The sequence below is a fragment of the Neisseria sicca genome (assembly GCF_003044565.1).
GTDB classification, from domain to species: Bacteria; Pseudomonadota; Gammaproteobacteria; order Burkholderiales; family Neisseriaceae; genus Neisseria; species Neisseria sicca_A.
In genome coordinates this window covers 31463-48777 of the sequence record NZ_POXG01000004.1, presented here as the reverse complement: position 1 = coordinate 48777, position 17315 = coordinate 31463, and the positions used below count along the sequence as shown (strand labels likewise).

Below are 17315 nucleotides of genomic sequence, written 5' to 3'. Positions count from 1 at the left end.
GACATCAAAAGGTCGTCTGAAAACCGATATCAAGGTTTGAACTGCACCCCAAAAGTTGGACACATCCCCTCCAACTCACAAGGTGCAGTTTTTTTATGACCAAATATACATTACACTTCAAATACCAAGCCGTACTCCACTACCTGCACATACGCAGCCAACAGCGTACCGCAGACCACTACGGCATCTCCCGAACCCACCTGCGACGATGGATAACCGCCTATCAAGAAGGCGGCATCGGCGCACTCAAACATCCCCAATCCAAAACCATGACCGACCACCGCAAAAACCCCTTCATCGCCGACAAACCCGACCACGAAAAAACACAGGCAGAGCTTATCGAAGAGTTGTGCTATATGCGCGCAGAGGTCGCCTACCTAAAGGAGTTAAAAGCCCTCAGCCAAAAGCAGACCGCAAAGGACAACGCCAAACCGTCCAAACACTGAGGGCGCAACACCCGCTCAAATACCTGCTGCACATCGCAAACCTGCCCAAAAGCAGCTTTTACTACCATCACCAAGACCGGCCCGACCCCGATGAAGCCGACAAAGACCTTATCGCCGAAATCTACGAACGGCACAAAGGACGCTACGGGCAAAGGCGCATTGCCGCAGCATTGTGTTGGAACCACAAAAAAGCGGCGCGGTTGATGAAACAGATGGGGCTGAAAGCCAAAATACGGGCGAAAAAAGCCTACCGCCATCCCGCCATGGGCGAAATATCGGAAAACCTCCTCAAACGCCGGTTCACAGCCCGAAAGCCCAACGAAAAATGGCTGACCGACGTAACCGAACTCAAAGGAAAGGACGGCAAACTGTACCTCTCGCCAATCTTGGACTTGTTCAACCGAGAAATCGTCGCCTACGCCATGAGCCGCAATGCTAACAGCGAAATGGTGAAGGAAATGCTCGAAAAAGCCGCACCTCGGCTGACCGGCAAAGGAACGATGCTTCATTCCGACCAAGGCGTGCTGTACCGTACGGCGGGATATAGGGAATTGCTGGCGGAACATTCCATGGTTCAAAGCATGTCGCGTAAGGCAAACTGTTGGGACAATGCACCGATGGAGAGCTTCTTTGCGGTGTTGAAGACGGAGTGTTTCTATAACGCAGGAGAATTGACGGTGGACGAATTGATGAAACAGATAGATGACTATATGGATTACTACAACCACGAGCGTTGCAGTTTGAAATTGAAAAAGCTGAGTCCTGTCGCATACAGAACCCAGCTTGCACAGAGCGCCTGAAAAGGCTTTTATGAGTGTCCAAGATTTGGGGGCCAGTTCAGTTTTCAGACGACCTTTTTGTTTGGCTTGTTGGTGTGCTTATATTTCTATGCGGATAAACAGCGTCTCTAGGAAATCGCTATAACGTTGATTCTCCTTACTTTACGGTAAATTTTGCCGTTACTTTTTGGCTTGCTTAAATAACGGCTTACTGATGAAATAATAAAAATTATTTGCATTTGTATGATTCAATTTATAAACTCTTGCTTTTCAAGGCAGACAAATCACGACACTTTGTCAGACTTGGGATAAAGAGACGGCGAAATCAAATATCTTGTAAAGATTTTTGGCGTATCAAATAGCATTTTAAACCCGATGTGTTCAAACAAAATTTCTACTGCCCTGTCTAACCGGGGTCGTCTGAATTTTTCAGAGAGGTTTGTCATGTCTTCAATGCTGATACCAACGATTCTTTTCTTCTCTTTCTTCTTTTTTGCCTTATACCGCTCTATCGCGCCCGCGCCCGATAGGGTGTTGAACGGTGACACACTCATTTGTTTTAGCCGTAACAAGTTTTTCAGCCGTGAGCTTTTATATTGCGGAACGCAGGGCGTGTTTGTTTATCGCGGACGGACTTTGATCGCGCATTACCGATTTGAAGAGGTCGTCAAACTGGCGAAAACCGGTTGGCACATCAACAAAATCAGCGTTTGGGAAATCGAATGCGTATCGGGCGGTAAACATGCGCGGTATACATTTTGTCCGAGGGGAAGCCTGTGGTTCGGTCATGAAGGTTTCGACAGGCTTCATAAACATATGCTGCGCGTGAATCCGAATGCGGTAAAGGCTAAATGGACCGGTTTTGGTCTTCATATTGATATTAAGTTTTAAGGTTTGTTTTATATATGTTGATTGCTTTTTTGATTATGTTGCGCGAGGGTATCGAGGCGGCTTTGATCGTCGGTATCGTCGCGGGTTTTTTGAAACAGTCGGGACATTCGCGGCTGATGCCTAAGGTGTGGCTGGGTGTGGCTTTGGCTGCGCTGATGTGTTTGGGCATCGGATACGGCATCCATTCGGCAACGGGCGAGATTCCACAGAAGGAGCAGGAATTTGTGGTCGGCGTTATCGGTTTGGTGGCGGTGGCGATGCTGACTTATATGATTTTATGGATGAAAAAAGCCGCCCGTTCGATGAAGCAGCAGCTTCAGGATTCGGTTCAGACCGCCTTAAACCGCGGCAACGGTCAAGGCTGGGCTTTGGTCGGCATGGCGTTTTTGGCCGTGGCGCGCGAGGGGCTGGAGAGTGTGTTTTTCCTCTTGGCGGTGTTTCAGCAGAGTCCGACTTGGTCTATGCCTGTCGGCGCGGTATTGGGGCTGCTGGCCGCAGTGGTCATCGGCGCGCTGATTTATCAGGGCGGTATGCGTCTGAATCTGGGGAAGTTTTTCCGCTGGACGGGCGCGTTTTTGATTGTGGTGGCCGCCGGTTTGGTGGCCGGTTCGCTGCGCGCGCTGCATGAGGCGGGCGTGTGGAACCACCTGCAAGAGGTGGTGTTTGATTCTTCCAAATACCTGCATGAAGACAGCCCGCTGGGCGTGCTGCTCGGCGGCTTCTTCGGCTATACTGACCACCCGACGCAGGGCGAGGTGCTGGCGTGGCTGCTGTATTTGGTTCCGGTCATGATTTGGTTTCTGCACGGCAGCAAGCCCGCCGCAGTGCAGAGGTCGTCTGAAAGCCATTAGTGGCGCTTAAAAATTCCGTATCTCATTCTTATCAACATGCCAAAGAGGTTTGAAATGAAAAAACTCAATATAACTGCTTTATCCGTGATGCTGGCTTTGGGTCTGACCGCGTGTCAGCCGCCTGAAGCGGAAAAATCCGCGCCTGCCGCATCGGGTGCATCAAGCGCGAATGCCGACGGCACCGTCAACGTCGGCGTGAACGACACCGCCTGCGAACCGATGGAACTGACCGTACCGAGCGGACAAGTCGTGTTCAACATCAAAAACAACAGCGGCCGCAAGCTGGAATGGGAAATCCTCAAAGGCGTGATGGTGGTTGACGAACGCGAAAACATCGCCCCCGGACTTTCCGACAAAATGACCGTCACCCTGCTGCCGGGCGAATACGAAATGACCTGCGGCCTTTTGACCAACCCGCGTGGCAAGCTGGTGGTAACCGACAGCGGCTTTAAAGACACCGGCAACGAAGCCGATTTGGAAAAACTCGCCAAACCGCTTGCCGACTATAAAGTTTACGTTCAAGGCGAAGCCAAAGAGCTGGTTGCCAAAACCAAAGCCTTCACCGACGCCGTCAAAGCGGGCGACATCGAAAAAGCCAAATCCCTGTTTGCCGCCACCCGCATCCACTACGAACGCATCGAGCCGATTGCCGAACTCTTCAACGAACTCGACCCCGCCATCGACGCGCGTGAAGACGACTTCAAAGACAAAACCGAAGACGCGGCCTTCACCGGTTTCCACCGCATCGAACACGCCCTGTGGGTCAAAAAAGACGTCTCCGGCGTGAAAGACATTGCTGACAAACTCATGAAAGACGTTGAAGCCCTGCAAAAAGAAATCGACGCCCTCTCCTTCCCGCCAAACAAAGTCGTCGGCGGCGCGGCAGTGTTGATTGAAGAAGTTGCCGGCAGCAAAATCAGCGGCGAAGAAGACCGTTACAGCCACACCGACTTGAGCGACTTCCAAGCCAACATCGAAGGCGCGCAAAAAATCGTCGAACTCTTCAGTCCGATGATTGCCGAGAAAAACAAAGCCCTGCTCGAGAAAGTCGATGCCAACTTCAAACAAGTGACCGACATCCTCGCCAAATACAAAACCAAAGACGGCTTTGAAACCTACGACAAACTCAGCGACGCAGACCGCAAAACCCTTCAGGCACCGATTAACGCCCTTGCCGAAGACCTGAGCCAACTGCGCGGCACACTGGGTCTCAAATAAACCTGACCCGACCGTTTCAGACGACCTTTTGAGACACAAGGGGTCGTCTGAAAACTTATCGCTGACAGCAGTCATGTCCGCGCGGCAATCGCAGTCGTAGCGTGGGCCTTGCCCACGAAAAAACCAAAGCCGTGTGGGTCGGACACTTGTATCCGACAAAGCAATCGTAGGTTGGGTCGAGACCCAACAAAACCTCTTCATTCCAACGTTTTGTCAGGTTTACCAACCCAACCTAACTCTGCCGTCAGCCCGTAACGTAGGCTTTGCCCACAAAAAAACTAAAACCGCGGCACACCTTGCCGCCATACCAAAATACATTCAGGAATCGTACATTGCTTACCGTGTATCGGATTGACCGACAATTCAAAGTTTTCAGACGACCTTAAACGTCGTCTGAACATTCGACATAGCAAACTGTAAACGCAACAACCGCGTACCTACCGCCGCCCGAATCCCCCGCAAAGGACTCCACTATGAGCCAAGACAACAACCTACAACCTGCCCAACCGACCAAACGCACCCTGTTCAAAACCGTCCTCGCCGCAGGCGCAGCCGGCGCGGCAGGCTGGTTTGCCGGCAAACAACAAAGCGAAACCGCCGCCGAGACCCGCCACAACGAACACTCCCCGCAAGCCTACCCCTGCTACGGCACCCACCAAGCCGGCATCACCACCCCGCACCAACTCTTCGGCATCATGTGCGCCTTCGACGTCACCGCCAAAGACCCCAAACAACTCGAAAACCTCTTCCGCACCCTCACCGCCCGCATCGAATTCCTCACCCAAGGCGGCGAATACCAAGACGGCGACGAAAAACTCCCCCCCGCAGGCAGCGGACTGCTCGGCAAAACCTTCCGTCCCGACGGCCTCACCATCACCGTCGGCGTCGGCAGCAGCCTCTTTGACGACCGCTTCGGACTCAAAGACAAAAAACCCCGCCACCTCCAAGAAATGCGCGACTTCCCCAACGACCGCCTCCAAAAATCATGGTGCGACGGCGACCTCAGCCTCCAAATCTGCGCCTTCACCCCCGAAACCTGCCAAGCCGCCCTGCGCGACATCATCAAAAACACCGCCCAAACCGCCGTCATCCGCTGGAGCATAGACGGCTGGCTGCCCAAAGCCGAACCCGGCGCCATCGCCGCCCGCAACCTCTTAGGTTTCCGCGACGGCTCCGGCAACCCCGACGTATCCGATCCCAAAATTGCCGACCAAGTCCTCTGGACAGGCATCGCCGCCAACAGCCAAGACGAACCCGCCTGGACGAAAAACGGCAGCTACCAAGCCGTCCGCCTCATCCGCCACTTCGTCGAATTCTGGGACAGGACACCCTTGCAGGAACAAACCGAAATCTTCGGCAGACGCAAATACAGCGGCGCCCCCATGGACGGCAAAAAAGAAGGAGACACCGCCGACTTCGCCAAAGACCCCGACGGCAAAACCACCCCCAAAGACAGCCACATGAGGCTCGCCAACCCGCGCGACCCCGAGTTCATGAAAAAACACCTGCTCTACCGCCGCGCCTTCAACTACTCCCGCGGCCTCGCCGCCAACGGTCAGCTCGACGTCGGCTTAGTGTTCATCTGCTACCAAGCCAACCTCGCCGACGGCTTCATCTTCGTCCAAAACCTGCTCAACGGCGAACCGCTGGAAGAATACATCAGCCCCTTCGGCGGCGGCTATTTCTTCATCCTGCCCGGTGTAGAAAAAGGCGGCTTCCTCGCCCAAACCCTGCTCAGCTCGTGAACACAGGTCGTCTGAAACTCGACGGCGCACAGGCTCTATCCGTCAACCTCTCCCTGTAAAAGGTCGTCTGAAAATCAAGTATTCCGGTTTTCAGACGACCTTTCCGTCAAATGGACGCAGACTTGGGATAAACCAAACCCGTAGCGTGGGCTTCGCCCACGACCTGCCGCCCGAACATCCGAACCCAATCATCTCTGTTTATTCGTGGGTAGAACCCACGTTGCGGGCGGCTGGCTCTCCCGTCTGGGGGAGAAGGTGGTTCTACGGCTTGCACGAATTTGATTTTATAGTGGATTAAATTTAAATCAGGACAAGGCGACGAAGCCGCAGACAGTACAAATAGTACGGCAAGGCGAGGTAACGCCGTACTGGTTTAAATTTAATCCACTATACCTAAACCCACAAAGCCACCCCCATCCTAACCTTCCCCCGCCGGACGGGGGAAGGAACAAATTGCCATTGCAGCAAATCGTAGCGTGGGCTTCGCCCACGACCTCACGTCCGAACATCTGAATCCAATCATCTCTGTTCATTCGTGGGTAAAACCCACGCTACGGGCGGCTGAATTTTTGATACAGCATCATCCGCCATCATTCCCGCGCAGGCAGGAATCCATCGGAAATTTTAAGAAGCAGATATTTGAAAAACAGTTTCCAAAATTCAAAAATGGATTCCCGCCGTAGCCTGTCCTCGCGTAGGCGGGGCGGGAATGACGGCATGAGTATTTGTGAATTCAGTATTGGAAACGGTTTCGAAGCTGGGATAAATAATCAAAAGGTCGTCTGAAAACCGAGTATTCCGATTTTTAGACGACCCCACTCTCCGCAATCCTTCTATAATAGAGTTCTGCCAAGCCTAATAGACCAAGCAACACACCAGCCCCACGAAAGGACATCTCATGACCGCTCTGCAAACCATCGCCGAACATCTGACCCGACGTCGCCAAACCGTAACCTGTGCCGAATCCTGCACCGGCGGGCTGCTGGCGGGCGCGTTCACCAGCATTGCGGGCAGCTCGCAATGGTTTCATCAAAGTTTCGTCACTTACAGCAACCAAGCCAAAGAAGAACGCCTCGGAGTGATGCCCGACACGCTTCTGCAACACGGCGCGGTCAGCCGCGAAACCGTGTACGAAATGGCGCGCGGTGCCAAAGCCGTCGCCCAAGCCGACTACGCCCTCAGTATTTCCGGCATCGCAGGCCCGGGCGGCGGCAGCGCGGCGAAACCTGTCGGCACGGTCTGGTTCGGCTTGTCTACGCCGACCGAATCGCTGGAAGAGATGCAAGTCTTCAGCGGCGACCGCGAAGCGGTCAGAACGCAAGCTGTCGAGTTTGCCCTGAATCTTTTGGCAAAACATTTGGTCTGAGCGGTTCCATCAGATAGCAACGTAAAAAAGCAGGGATGCGATCATGCACCCCTGCTTTTTGATTTTCAGACGACCTTAAAACCTTGTACCCAAGCTGATGTGCCAACGGAGCTTCTTGTCTTGGTGTCCGTAGGCGACGTCGAAGGAGAACGGGGCGACGGGGCTGAACCAGCGCACGCCGACACCGGTACCGTGTTGCATACTCATGTTTTTGAAATTGCTGGTAACGTCGCCGACATCGTGGAAGATGGCGCCGGATACGCTTTTGGTAATTGGGAATTGGTATTCGAGGCTGCCGACCAGTAACGCCCTATCGGGTAGGACTGAATTTTTCGGACCTTCCAAGCCGATGCTGTCGAGTTCGTAACCGCGGATAGAAGATGCGCCGCCGGTGCGGAACATGAGGCTGGAAGGTACGTCTTCGCCTTCGCGGGCGTAAACGTAGCCTGCCTGTCCGCGGACGATGAAGGTACCGAGTTTTTTGTTTTCAGGTGTGTAGAAATAGCCTGCGCGGGCGGTCGCGCGCGCCATGGCGGTGGAGGAAAGGAGCTTGCCCAGCGTTACGCCGATTTTGCCGTCGAGGTAGTAGCCGTTTTCGGGACGCAGTTCGGTTTCGATGTTTTGGCGTTTCCACGAGGCGGTCAGCATGGTGGCGTGGCTGCGGCCGAGGTCGTAATTGGCATCGGGGACTTTGCGGTCTTCGGTAATAAATTCGATACCGAGGCGCGATTCGATGCCGTTGCGGTCGCGTACGCGCCAAATACCGCTGGTCAGGGCGCGTTTTTCAAGGTTTTGGGTGGTCGAGCGGTTGTAGGATGTGTTGGTCGTCCAATATTTGCCTTTGCTGTTGCGCGGCTGGCTGATACCGGCGGCAAGGGTGGTTTCGTATTTGTCCATGTCCCAAACGACGGAACCGATATAGCCTTTGTTGAAGAGGTTGTAGTAGTCGTAACCGATGCGTCCGCCGAGGCCGTATTCGGAATCGTAGCGGATACCGGTTTCGAGTTTGTGGCGTTTGACTTCGGTGACGTTGACTTTGACGGGCACGCGGTCGCCTTGGAGCCGGTCGAAGTCGGCTTGGACGGATGCGCCGGAGTAATGTCCGTTTTGTTCGAGCGCTTGTTGGAAGTCGAGCAAGAGGTCGAGGTCGTAAGGCGCGCCGGGTTTGAAGCGTGCCAGACCGGCAACGACGTTGTCGGGATAGCGGCGGGTGCCGGTGATTTCAAAGTCGCCGAAATAAATGGGGCGGTTGCTTTCGACGATCACGTTCAGATCGGCGGTGTTGTTGTTGGGATTGACGGTGGCTTGGGTGTTGCTGAGTTTGGCAAGCGGGTATTTTTTACGGGTTACTGCGCTGAGGACGGAGGTTTTGCTGCCGCTCCAGCCGTCTTGGTCAAAGTATTCGCCGACGGGCTGCTGCCAATTGAGCATGGCTTTTTGGTAATACTCGGCAAGGTTGTCGTCTGAAAGGATGTCGCCGAGGATGGCGACGCTGACGTTGTCGACTTTGGTGCGCGGACCGGGATTGACGGCGACGGTATAGCTCGAACCGTTGTCGTGGACGTTGACACTGCCGTTGAAATAGCCTTTGGTTTTGAGCATGGTTTTGACGTTGTCGGGTGCTTCTTCGGCGAGGAAGCCGACCTGCTCTTTGTCCAACTCTTCGTCCTGCTGCTGGGTAATCAGCGGCAGGTATTCTTCGAGCATGGATTTGACTTCGCTGTTTTTGGTTTCGATTTTGACGGGAAACTTGGGCGTCAGTTTGCCTACTTTGTCGGCCTGCTCGGATTGCCCGCCCTGCTTGAAGCCGGGAATCGGTTCGTAGTCTTCGGCACGCGGCAGATCGGCTGCGGCTGCGTGTCCGTAGGCAAGGGCGAGTGAAACAATCAAAATGGGCGAAGTCAGTCTGGTCATGGCAAAAAATGTTTCAACGACAGAAGAGTTTTAAATTCTACCATTATTTTCAATCGGGTTTAAAACCCGCCCAAGGCGGAGGGGTCGTCTGAAAAGGCGGATGCACCTGCCTCTGCACCACAGAAGTCAAACACATTAACTCCTTTCAAACCGAAAAATATGGCACAAACTGCCCAATTCTCCAAAAAATCAAGCATTTTGCGCCACGATAATCAATTCAATATGTAAACCTGCACAATAATTGATATTTTCTTTTAAAATGCAACGTTTCTTAACACATAAAGTAAGAGGATGTATCATGGCAAGTGGTAATCCACTGCTGAACGCAGTCAACCGTATCGGACTCGTACCGCAAATCATCATCGGTTTAATGTTGGGCGTATTGGTCGGTACCATCTCCCCGAAAGCAGGCATGAACGTCGGGCTGCTCGGCGAATTGTTCGTCGGCGCATTGAAAGCCGTCGCCCCCGTATTGGTGTTTGTCTTAGTGACCGCCGCGCTGGTGCAATACCGCAAAGGCGGCGAAGCCAAAATCAAACCCATCATTATTCTGTATCTTATTGGCACATTTGCCGCCGCCGCAGTCGCCGTTGCCGCCAGTATGGCATTCCCGACCGCACTGGTGTTTAAAGACGTAGCCACCTCCACCCTCGCACCACCCTCCGGCATCGTCCAAGTCCTCAAAGAACTTTTGATGAAGCTCGTGTCCAATCCGATTAACGCCATCGCACAAGCCAACTACATCGGCATTCTCGCATGGGCATTGGTTTTAGGCTCCGCATTGCGCCACCACGGCTCCGACACCACCCGCCAAGTCGTCTCCGACCTCTCCGAAGCCGTGACCACCGTCGTACAATGGGTTATCCGCTTCGCCCCCTTGGGCATTTTCGGACTGGTCTCCCAAACCGTCGCCGAAACCGGCTTTGCCGCCTTCCTCAGTTACGGACGCCTGCTGGCAGTCCTGCTCGGCAGCATGGCATTCATCGCCCTCGTCGTAAACCCGCTCATCGTCTGGTCGCAAACCCGCAAAAACCCCTACGGACTGGTCTTCACCTGCCTGCGCGAAAGCGGACTCTACGCCTTCTTCACCCGCTCCTCCGCCGCCAACATCCCCGTCAACATGGCATTGGCAAAAAAACTCGGCTTGCATGAAGACACCTACTCCGTCTCCATCCCGCTGGGCGCAACCATCAACATGGCAGGCGCGGCGATTACCATCACCGTCTTAGCCATGGCGGCCGCCTACACCAAAGGCATCGTCGTCGATTACCCCACCGCCCTGCTCCTGAGCCTCGTCGCCACCGTCGGCGCATGCGGCGCATCCGGCGTTGCCGGCGGCTCGCTGCTGCTGATCCCCGTCGCCTGCAGCCTCTTGGGCATCGACAACGACTTCGCCATGCGCGTCGTCGGCGTCGGCATGATTATCGGCGTTATCCAAGACTCCGCCGAAACCGCCCTCAACTCCTCCACCGACGTACTCTTTACCGCCGCCGCCGACTTAGGCAGCCGCCGTAAAGGTTAAAGAGCCGGTTGTTTCGCAAAAAGTCAAAAGGTCGTCTGAAATTTCAGACGACCTTTTTTCTATAACACATATAAATTAGATTATTGAGTCCAACATTTCACGAACATATTCAAGTCTTCTTGCGCATTCTGGCATGCCTTTTCATAAAGCGCGGTCTCACGCTCTTGTTGCTCGAGCCGTTTACGATGTTTCTGCTCTTGATTTTCTCGGGCGATTTGTTGTTTTTGCTGTTCTGCCAATGCTAAAATCCGCGCTTTGCGTGAGTTGAACATATGAATTTATATGGAAAAACAGCTGTAAAAGCCGTAGAGCTATTCGCTTATACACACGATATTAAAAAAGCATGGACGGGAGCAGTTCAAGAGTTTACTAACAGTTATTCAGCTAGAGTGAAAGGATGTCCTAAAAATGCCTTTTTCGGGCTGTGCTACGCGGGAAAAATAAAAGGAATTTCTATTCCAACACCACAAGAGAAAGAATCTAAAAATGCAGAATATGCAATTCTTGCCATCCATTTATTAAAAAAAGATATGTCTTGGGCAAATAAAAAAGCTGAACTTTGGGCAGAAATTCAAAAAATCATTGGAGAAGAAAAGAAACATAATAGCCAACTTGATGTGGTTATCGCATTATGGAATGAAGGACTCATCCAATAACGGGGTTTGAAACCACGCTATCAAAACATTACAAAAAAAGACCGCACTTTTTATAAGGTGCGGTCTTTTTCGCTTGTGTTTTTAGCATCTAACCTTTCTTGTGCAACAACCAAATATATCGAAACCTTTGCAAAATTCCCCAAAATCCCCTAAATGTCTTGGTGGGGATTTTGGGGAATTTTGCAAAGGTCTCAAAACGTTAAAAAGGTCGTCTGAAATTTCAGACGACCTTTTGACTTTTTTACAGTCGGAATTGGATAGATTATTGAAAGGACTTCATCCTAAAATAATTTAGAACAGCCCCAAATATTCTTTCACTTTCCCATCATTTCTATTCTAGTTGATACAGAAAGTCACCAATCAAATCTATCCGATATTAATATGCATAAGCGCTATCTCGTACATGACCTTTTTGCAGGTAGGCATTAGACACATAACCAGTCAATCCGCCGACTTGAACTTTAACCCAGCAGCCACCGTTGGCATTGGTACAGGCGTTGGTTTCAGCCACCACTTGAAGTTGCTGACCGTCTTTCAATTGGGTAACAGAAACTGCTGAAATAGACGGTCCTCCTCTAAGATTTAACGAACCGCTACCAGATTCCGAAATCACAAAAGCAGGGTAACGAACGAGTTTTTCGGTAACTTTGGACGCTTGTTGTGAAGCAGCCGGTTTTGCAGTAGCTTTTGGGGATTCTTCTTGTCTAATTCTGGGTTCTTCTTTTTTTATTCTGGCCTCTTCTTTTTGCTTAGGTTCCTCTTCTAAAGCTTGTTTCTTTTTAGCTTCTTCGCGTTTACGTTCCTCAGCAGCCTGTTTTTTCTTTGCCTCTTCCTGTTTTTTCTCTTCTTCCAGCATTTGTTTCATCTGTAAGTCTTCTTGGGCATCTTGGTAGGCTTTTTGATAGAGTTCGTCTTCTCTTTGCTGTTGCTCAATTTGTTTCCGGTGTTCTTGTTCTTGATTTTCGCGTTCAGCTTGTTGCTTTTGTTGCTGCGCCAATTGTTCTTTCAATGCAGCCAACTCTTTTTGAGTTTCACTTTCTCCACCATTACAGGCAGCAAGCAGAGACAGAGATAAAAAACCTACGGAAATAACTGATAAAGCTTTTTTCATGTTTACTCTCTAATAATTGAACGAAGAGAAAAAGTCTTCAAAATTGAATATAGCCTACATATCATTCAAGATGATGATGCTTATGGCGTTGATATTATATTGCCGACTTTATGCAACTTTTACAAAAATCTGTTTTTGATAATATATTTACATCATACGCCATGTCAATACTGATTATCATATTCTCAGAATACGCATTAGCATAATTACCAATTTAAATAATGTCTGATCACGACGCTCCATAAAAACTGCCTCCTCCGACAAAATTCGTACTTGGTCAGCATGGAAACAATCGGTTACTAAAAAATATAGCTAAATGGCTGTATAAATTTCGTAAAATTAAGGAATAATCGGAACCTGCCTGTACAGCCGCGTTCCAACTACTTTCATCATTTTAGGATTCGGATGTTCAAAAAAGTCCTTGTTTTTATATTGATTTTATTCTTTACCGCCGCGCTTTTGCCGCTGTGGATCATGTGGCGCGATTTCCAGGTGTCGCGGCTGGATGCGGATACGGTGCGTCCGGCGGATGCTGCGGTTGTGCTTTCGACCCGTTCTTATGAAGGGGGTCGTCTGAATCCTTGTTTGGTGGCGCGCGTTGAAGCGGCTGTCGAGCTGTATCGTGCCGGCAAGGTGAAGAAACTGGTGATGTCGGGCGGACTCAGCCGTGATTTTCAGTCTGCTTCGGGCAATATGCAGGCGATTGCGGAGAAGATGGGCGTACCGAAGGAGGACATTATCCAAGAACGGCGGGCGGAAAATACGTTTGAGAACATTGTGTTCAGCCGCGATTTTATTGAAAACAGCCCGCGCGTCGTCATTGTCAGCGCCGGTTTTCACTTGGCGCGGGCGCGCATGATGGCGGACAGGCAGTGGCAGGGACACGATATTCAGGTGTATGCCGCGCCGTTTTGTTCCGAGCCTTACGGCGGTTATGGTTACACGGTATTGCGCGAGTCGGCGGCGTTTATCAAAAACGCTTTGAAGGGCAGGTTGTAGTTTCAGACGACCCCAAGTTGCCGAGTCAAATCATGTATAATTGCAAACAATTTGACTGTTTGATTTAACCGTTTGACCGACCTACCGACAGGACTCCAACATGATCAACCCTATCGCTGCACTTTCCCCCCTAGACGGCCGCTACGCCAAATCCGTTGAAGCATTGCGTCCGATTTTCTCCGAATACGGCCTGATGAGGGCGCGCGTCAAAGTCGAATTGAGCTGGCTCAAAGCCCTCGCCGCCGAACCGAAAATCACCGAAATCCCCGCTTTCAACGATTTCACGCTTGCCGAAATCGACAAAGTCATCGAAAACTTTTCATTGGAAGACGCAGCTGCCGTCAAAGCCATCGAAGCGACCACCAATCATGATGTCAAAGCCATCGAATACTGGCTTAAAGAACGCTTCGCCGGTGTGCCCGAAGTCGCCGCCGCCAGCGAGTTCATCCACTTTGCCTGCACCAGCGAAGACATCAACAACCTGTCCCACGCCCTGATGTTGCAAGAAGCGCGCGAAACCGTCATCCTGCCGAAACTTGCCGAAATCATCGAAAAACTCACCGGCATGGCGCACGACCTTGCCGCCGTCCCCATGATGAGCCGCACCCACGGCCAACCCGCCACGCCGACTACTTTAGGCAAAGAAACCGCCAACATCGTGTACCGCCTGCAACGCCAGTTCAAAAACCTTCAGGCGCAAGAATTCCTTGGCAAAATCAATGGCGCCGTCGGCAACTACAACGCCCACATGGTCGCCTATCCCGACATTGACTGGGAAACCCACTGCCGAAATTTTGTCGAAATAGGCCTCGGTCTGACCTTCAACCCCTACACCATCCAAATCGAACCGCACGACTACATGGCTGAATTCTTCCAAACCCTCAGCCGCATCAACACCATCCTGATCGACTTCAACCGCGACGTTTGGGGTTATATTTCATTGGGTTACTTCAAACAAAAAGTCAAAGCGGGCGAAGTCGGCTCTTCCACCATGCCGCACAAAGTCAACCCCATCGACTTTGAAAACTCCGAAGGCAACCTCGGCATGGCAAACGCCGTATTGGGCTTCTTATCCGAAAAACTGCCCGTCTCCCGCTGGCAGCGCGACCTGACCGACAGCACCGTCCTGCGCAACATGGGCGTAGGCGTAGGCTATGCCGTTTTGGGTTTCGCCGCCCACCTGCGCGGCCTGAACAAGCTCGAACCCAACCCCGCCGCGCTGGCTGCCGATTTGGATGCCACTTGGGAGCTGCTCGCCGAGCCGATTCAAACCGTTATGCGCCGCCACGGTGTCGCCAATCCTTACGAAAAACTGAAAGACCTGACGCGCGGCAAAGGCGGCATCACGCCCGAAGTGCTGAAAGTCTTCATCGAATCGCTGGAAATCCCCGCCGAAGCCAAATCCCAACTGCTCGCCCTGACCCCCGCGCTCTACATCGGCAAAGCGGAAGAATTGGCAAAACGGATTTGATACCGTCTTAATGATTTGAGATTGAATCGACACAAAAGGTCGTCTGAAAACCAAAACTGATGGTTTTCAGACGACCTTTCGTCATATTAAGAGTAGCGTGGGCTTTGCCCGCGACTTTCAGCCCAAATATCCGAGTCCAATCATTTCTATTCACTCGTGGGTAAAACCCACGCTACGGGCTTAGTTTTTGATACGGAACCCGCCACCAGCCGTCATTCCCGCGCAGGTGGGAATCCATCGGAAATTTGAAGAAACAGGCGCTTGAAAAACATTTGCCAAAATTCAAAAATGGATTCCCGCCTGCGCGGGAATGACGGCGTGGACATTGCTGATTTGAATTGACTATATTCAGCGGGCAAAGCCCACGTTACGGGTTCGGCTTATCTCAAGTTCGCGTCGATTTAAAAAAGGTCGTCTGAAACTTGGATTTCCCAGTTTTCAGACGACCTTTTACCGTTCCAATCAGGCTTTATTCAACTGTAACCGATTTCGCCAGATTGCGCGGTTTGTCCACGTCCGTGCCGCGTGCGAGGGCGGCGTGGTAGGACAAGAGCTGCACGGGGATGGTGTGCACGATCGGCGAGAGTACACCGACGTGGCGCGGGGCGCGGATGACATGCACGCCGTCGGTGGCGTTGAAATTGCTGTCCAAATCGGCGAAGACGAAGAGTTCGCCGCCGCGTGCGCCGACTTCCTGCATATTGGCTTTGACTTTGTCTAAGAGACTGTCGTTGGGGGCGATGACGACAACGGGCATGTTTTCGTCCACCAATGCCAGCGGGCCGTGTTTCAACTCACCTGCGGGGTAGGCTTCGGCGTGGATATAGGTGATTTCTTTCAGCTTCAACGCGCCTTCGAGGGCAATCGGGAAATGGATGCCGCGTCCAAGGAAGAGTGCGCTGTTTTTCTTGGCGAATTTCTGCGCCCAGGCGGCAATCTGAGGCTCGAGGTTAAGGGCATGTTGTACACTGCCGGGCAGTTGGCGTAATTCTTCGATATAGGCGTGCGCTTGTTCTTCGGATATTAAGCCGCGCTGTTTGCCCAAGGTAACCGCCAAGCCGAAGAGGACGACCAGTTGCGTGGTAAACGCTTTGGTAGAGGCGACGCCGATTTCTGCACCGGCGCGGGTGTACAGCACCAATTCGCTTTCGCGCGGCAGGGCGGATTCCATGACGTTGCAAATGGACAGGCTGTGTTTGTGTCCCAAAGACTGCGCGTATTTCAGGGCTTCCATCGTGTCCAAGGTTTCGCCGGATTGGGAGATGGTGATGACCAATTGCATTGGATCGGCAATCACGTCGCGGTAGCGGTATTCGCTGGCGATTTCGACGTCGGTCGGCACTTTGGCGATGGATTCGAGCCAGTATTTGGCGGTCAGCGCGGCATAGTAGGACGTACCGCAGGCAAGGATTTTGATGCTGTGGATATCGTCGAACACTTCGCGTGCATTCGCGCCGAAGTTTTCGGGTTCGAAGCCGCCGTCAAGGAAGACTTCGGCGGTATCGGCGATGGCGCGCGGTTGTTCGTGGATTTCTTTTTGCATGAAGTGGCTGTAAGGGCCTAATTCCAGCGACGCGAGCGACAGTTCGGATACTTTGACGGTGCGTTGGGTTTCAGTACCGGTTTTGTCAATGAGTTTGTCGATGCCGTTTGCGCTTAGAAGGGCAATGTCGCCGTCTTCCAAATAGGCGATGCGGCGGGTAAAGGCGATGACGGCGGATACGTCGGAGGCGATGAAGGTTTCTTGGTCGCCCAATGCCACCAAGAGCGGGCAGCCCATGCGTGCAACGACCATTTCTTCGGGTTTGTCCTGCGCCATCACGGCGATGGCATACGCGCCGTGGAAACGGGCGGTGGCTGCGCGGACGGCTTCAAACAGTTTGCCGCCGTTTTGGGTGTATTCGTGATTGACGCTGTGGGCGATGACTTCGGTGTCGGTTTGCGATTCGAAGGTGTAACCCAAGGCTTTGAGGCGTTCGCGTTCGGCTTCGAAGTTTTCGATGATGCCGTTGTGGACGACGGCAATCATGCCGCCGGAGATGTGGGGGTGGGCGTTGGGTTCGGTTACGCCTCCGTGGGTCGCCCAGCGGGTATGGCCGATGCCTATATGGCCGAACACGCCTTTTTCGCGCGCCGCATCTTCCATCAGCTGCACGCGGCCAACACGGCGCACGCGCTTGATTTTGCCGTCCGTGTTCACGGCGATACCCGACGAGTCGTAGCCCCGATATTCAAGGCGTTTGAGACCGTCGGTCAGAAAATCGACTACATTGTGATTGGCGCGGATGGCGCCGACGATACCGCACATATAAGTTCCTTAGTATCTAAAGTTGAAAAAAGACAAGA

The 17315-nt window shown here is 52.3% G+C and carries 15 protein-coding genes and 1 pseudogene; 12 read left to right on the top strand and 4 right to left on the bottom strand.

Annotated features, from left to right (window positions below; all coding sequences use genetic code 11):
* Window positions 1–95 precede the first annotated feature (95 nt).
* The 8 genes and pseudogenes from DBZ16_RS09365 (at window position 96) to DBZ16_RS09320 (ending at window position 7296) form a co-directional block, all read left to right on the top strand.
* Window positions 96–446, top strand: a complete 351-nt coding sequence (locus tag DBZ16_RS09365) for a helix-turn-helix domain-containing protein (RefSeq protein WP_240600336.1) — start codon at window positions 96–98, stop codon at window positions 444–446.
* Complete coding sequence (locus DBZ16_RS09360; RefSeq protein WP_107813802.1) at window positions 350–1246, top strand: IS3 family transposase; 897 nt, start codon at window positions 350–352, stop codon at window positions 1244–1246. The genes DBZ16_RS09365 and DBZ16_RS09360 overlap by 97 nt, the downstream gene beginning before the upstream one ends.
* Before the next feature lie 423 nt (window positions 1247–1669).
* Window positions 1670–2116 carry a hypothetical protein gene (locus DBZ16_RS15075; protein ID WP_159070318.1) on the top strand — a complete coding sequence of 149 codons (447 nt, stop codon included), beginning with the start codon at window positions 1670–1672 and terminating at the stop codon, window positions 2114–2116.
* 14 nt (window positions 2117–2130) lie between these two features.
* Window positions 2131–2967, top strand: coding sequence for an iron uptake transporter permease EfeU (gene efeU, locus DBZ16_RS09345; RefSeq protein ID WP_107813800.1), 837 nt, complete (start codon window positions 2131–2133; stop codon window positions 2965–2967).
* A gap of 54 nt (window positions 2968–3021) precedes the next feature.
* Window positions 3022–4185, top strand: a complete 1164-nt coding sequence (gene efeO, locus DBZ16_RS09340) for an iron uptake system protein EfeO (protein ID WP_107813799.1) — start codon at window positions 3022–3024, stop codon at window positions 4183–4185.
* A gap of 473 nt (window positions 4186–4658) precedes the next feature.
* Window positions 4659–5930 carry an iron uptake transporter deferrochelatase/peroxidase subunit gene (gene efeB / locus DBZ16_RS09335; protein ID WP_107813798.1) on the top strand — a complete coding sequence of 424 codons (1272 nt, stop codon included), beginning with the start codon at window positions 4659–4661 and terminating at the stop codon, window positions 5928–5930.
* Window positions 5931–6215: 285 nt separating this feature from the next.
* Window positions 6216–6338 (top strand): annotated as a pseudogene (locus DBZ16_RS16725) (IS5/IS1182 family transposase); the annotation flags it as partial.
* 490 nt (window positions 6339–6828) lie between these two features.
* Window positions 6829–7296, top strand: a complete 468-nt coding sequence (locus DBZ16_RS09320) for a CinA family protein (protein WP_107813795.1) — start codon at window positions 6829–6831, stop codon at window positions 7294–7296.
* A gap of 75 nt (window positions 7297–7371) precedes the next feature.
* On the opposite strand, the gene DBZ16_RS09315 is transcribed toward DBZ16_RS09320, so the two are convergent.
* The gene (locus DBZ16_RS09315) at window positions 7372–9210 is read right to left on the bottom strand and encodes an autotransporter assembly complex protein TamA (protein ID WP_107813794.1); all 1839 of its coding nucleotides are present in this window, start codon (window positions 9208–9210) and stop codon (window positions 7372–7374) included.
* A 298-nt stretch (window positions 9211–9508) separates the two neighbouring features.
* Between DBZ16_RS09315 and sstT the strand changes: the two genes are divergently transcribed.
* Window positions 9509–10732: a serine/threonine transporter SstT gene (gene sstT / locus DBZ16_RS09310; protein WP_107813793.1), complete on the top strand. Its 1224-nt coding sequence runs from the start codon at window positions 9509–9511 to the stop codon at window positions 10730–10732.
* An 80-nt stretch (window positions 10733–10812) separates the two neighbouring features.
* On the opposite strand, the gene DBZ16_RS09305 is transcribed toward sstT, so the two are convergent.
* Window positions 10813–11004, bottom strand: coding sequence for a hypothetical protein (locus DBZ16_RS09305; RefSeq protein ID WP_240600333.1), 192 nt, complete (start codon window positions 11002–11004; stop codon window positions 10813–10815).
* Between DBZ16_RS09305 and DBZ16_RS09300 the strand changes: the two genes are divergently transcribed.
* Complete coding sequence (locus DBZ16_RS09300) at window positions 11005–11388, top strand: DUF6979 family protein (protein ID WP_107813792.1); 384 nt, start codon at window positions 11005–11007, stop codon at window positions 11386–11388.
* A 376-nt stretch (window positions 11389–11764) separates the two neighbouring features.
* On the opposite strand, the gene DBZ16_RS09295 is transcribed toward DBZ16_RS09300, so the two are convergent.
* Window positions 11765–12499, bottom strand: coding sequence for an SH3 domain-containing protein (locus tag DBZ16_RS09295; RefSeq protein WP_107813791.1), 735 nt, complete (start codon window positions 12497–12499; stop codon window positions 11765–11767).
* Window positions 12500–12904: 405 nt separating this feature from the next.
* Here DBZ16_RS09295 and DBZ16_RS09290 point away from each other — a divergent pair, with 405 nt between their 5' ends.
* Entirely contained in the window at window positions 12905–13498 is a 594-nt protein-coding gene (locus DBZ16_RS09290) for a YdcF family protein (protein WP_107813790.1), read from the top strand.
* 100 nt (window positions 13499–13598) lie between these two features.
* A complete protein-coding gene (gene purB, locus DBZ16_RS09285) occupies window positions 13599–14969 on the top strand; it encodes an adenylosuccinate lyase (protein WP_101809831.1) in 1371 nt (456 codons plus the stop codon).
* Window positions 14970–15438: 469 nt separating this feature from the next.
* Here the strand turns inward: purB and glmS are convergent, their stop codons facing one another.
* Window positions 15439–17277 (bottom strand): glutamine--fructose-6-phosphate transaminase (isomerizing), encoded by a 1839-nt coding sequence (gene glmS / locus DBZ16_RS09275; protein WP_107813788.1) that lies wholly within the window; start codon window positions 17275–17277, stop codon window positions 15439–15441.
* Window positions 17278–17315: the final 38 nt, after the last annotated feature.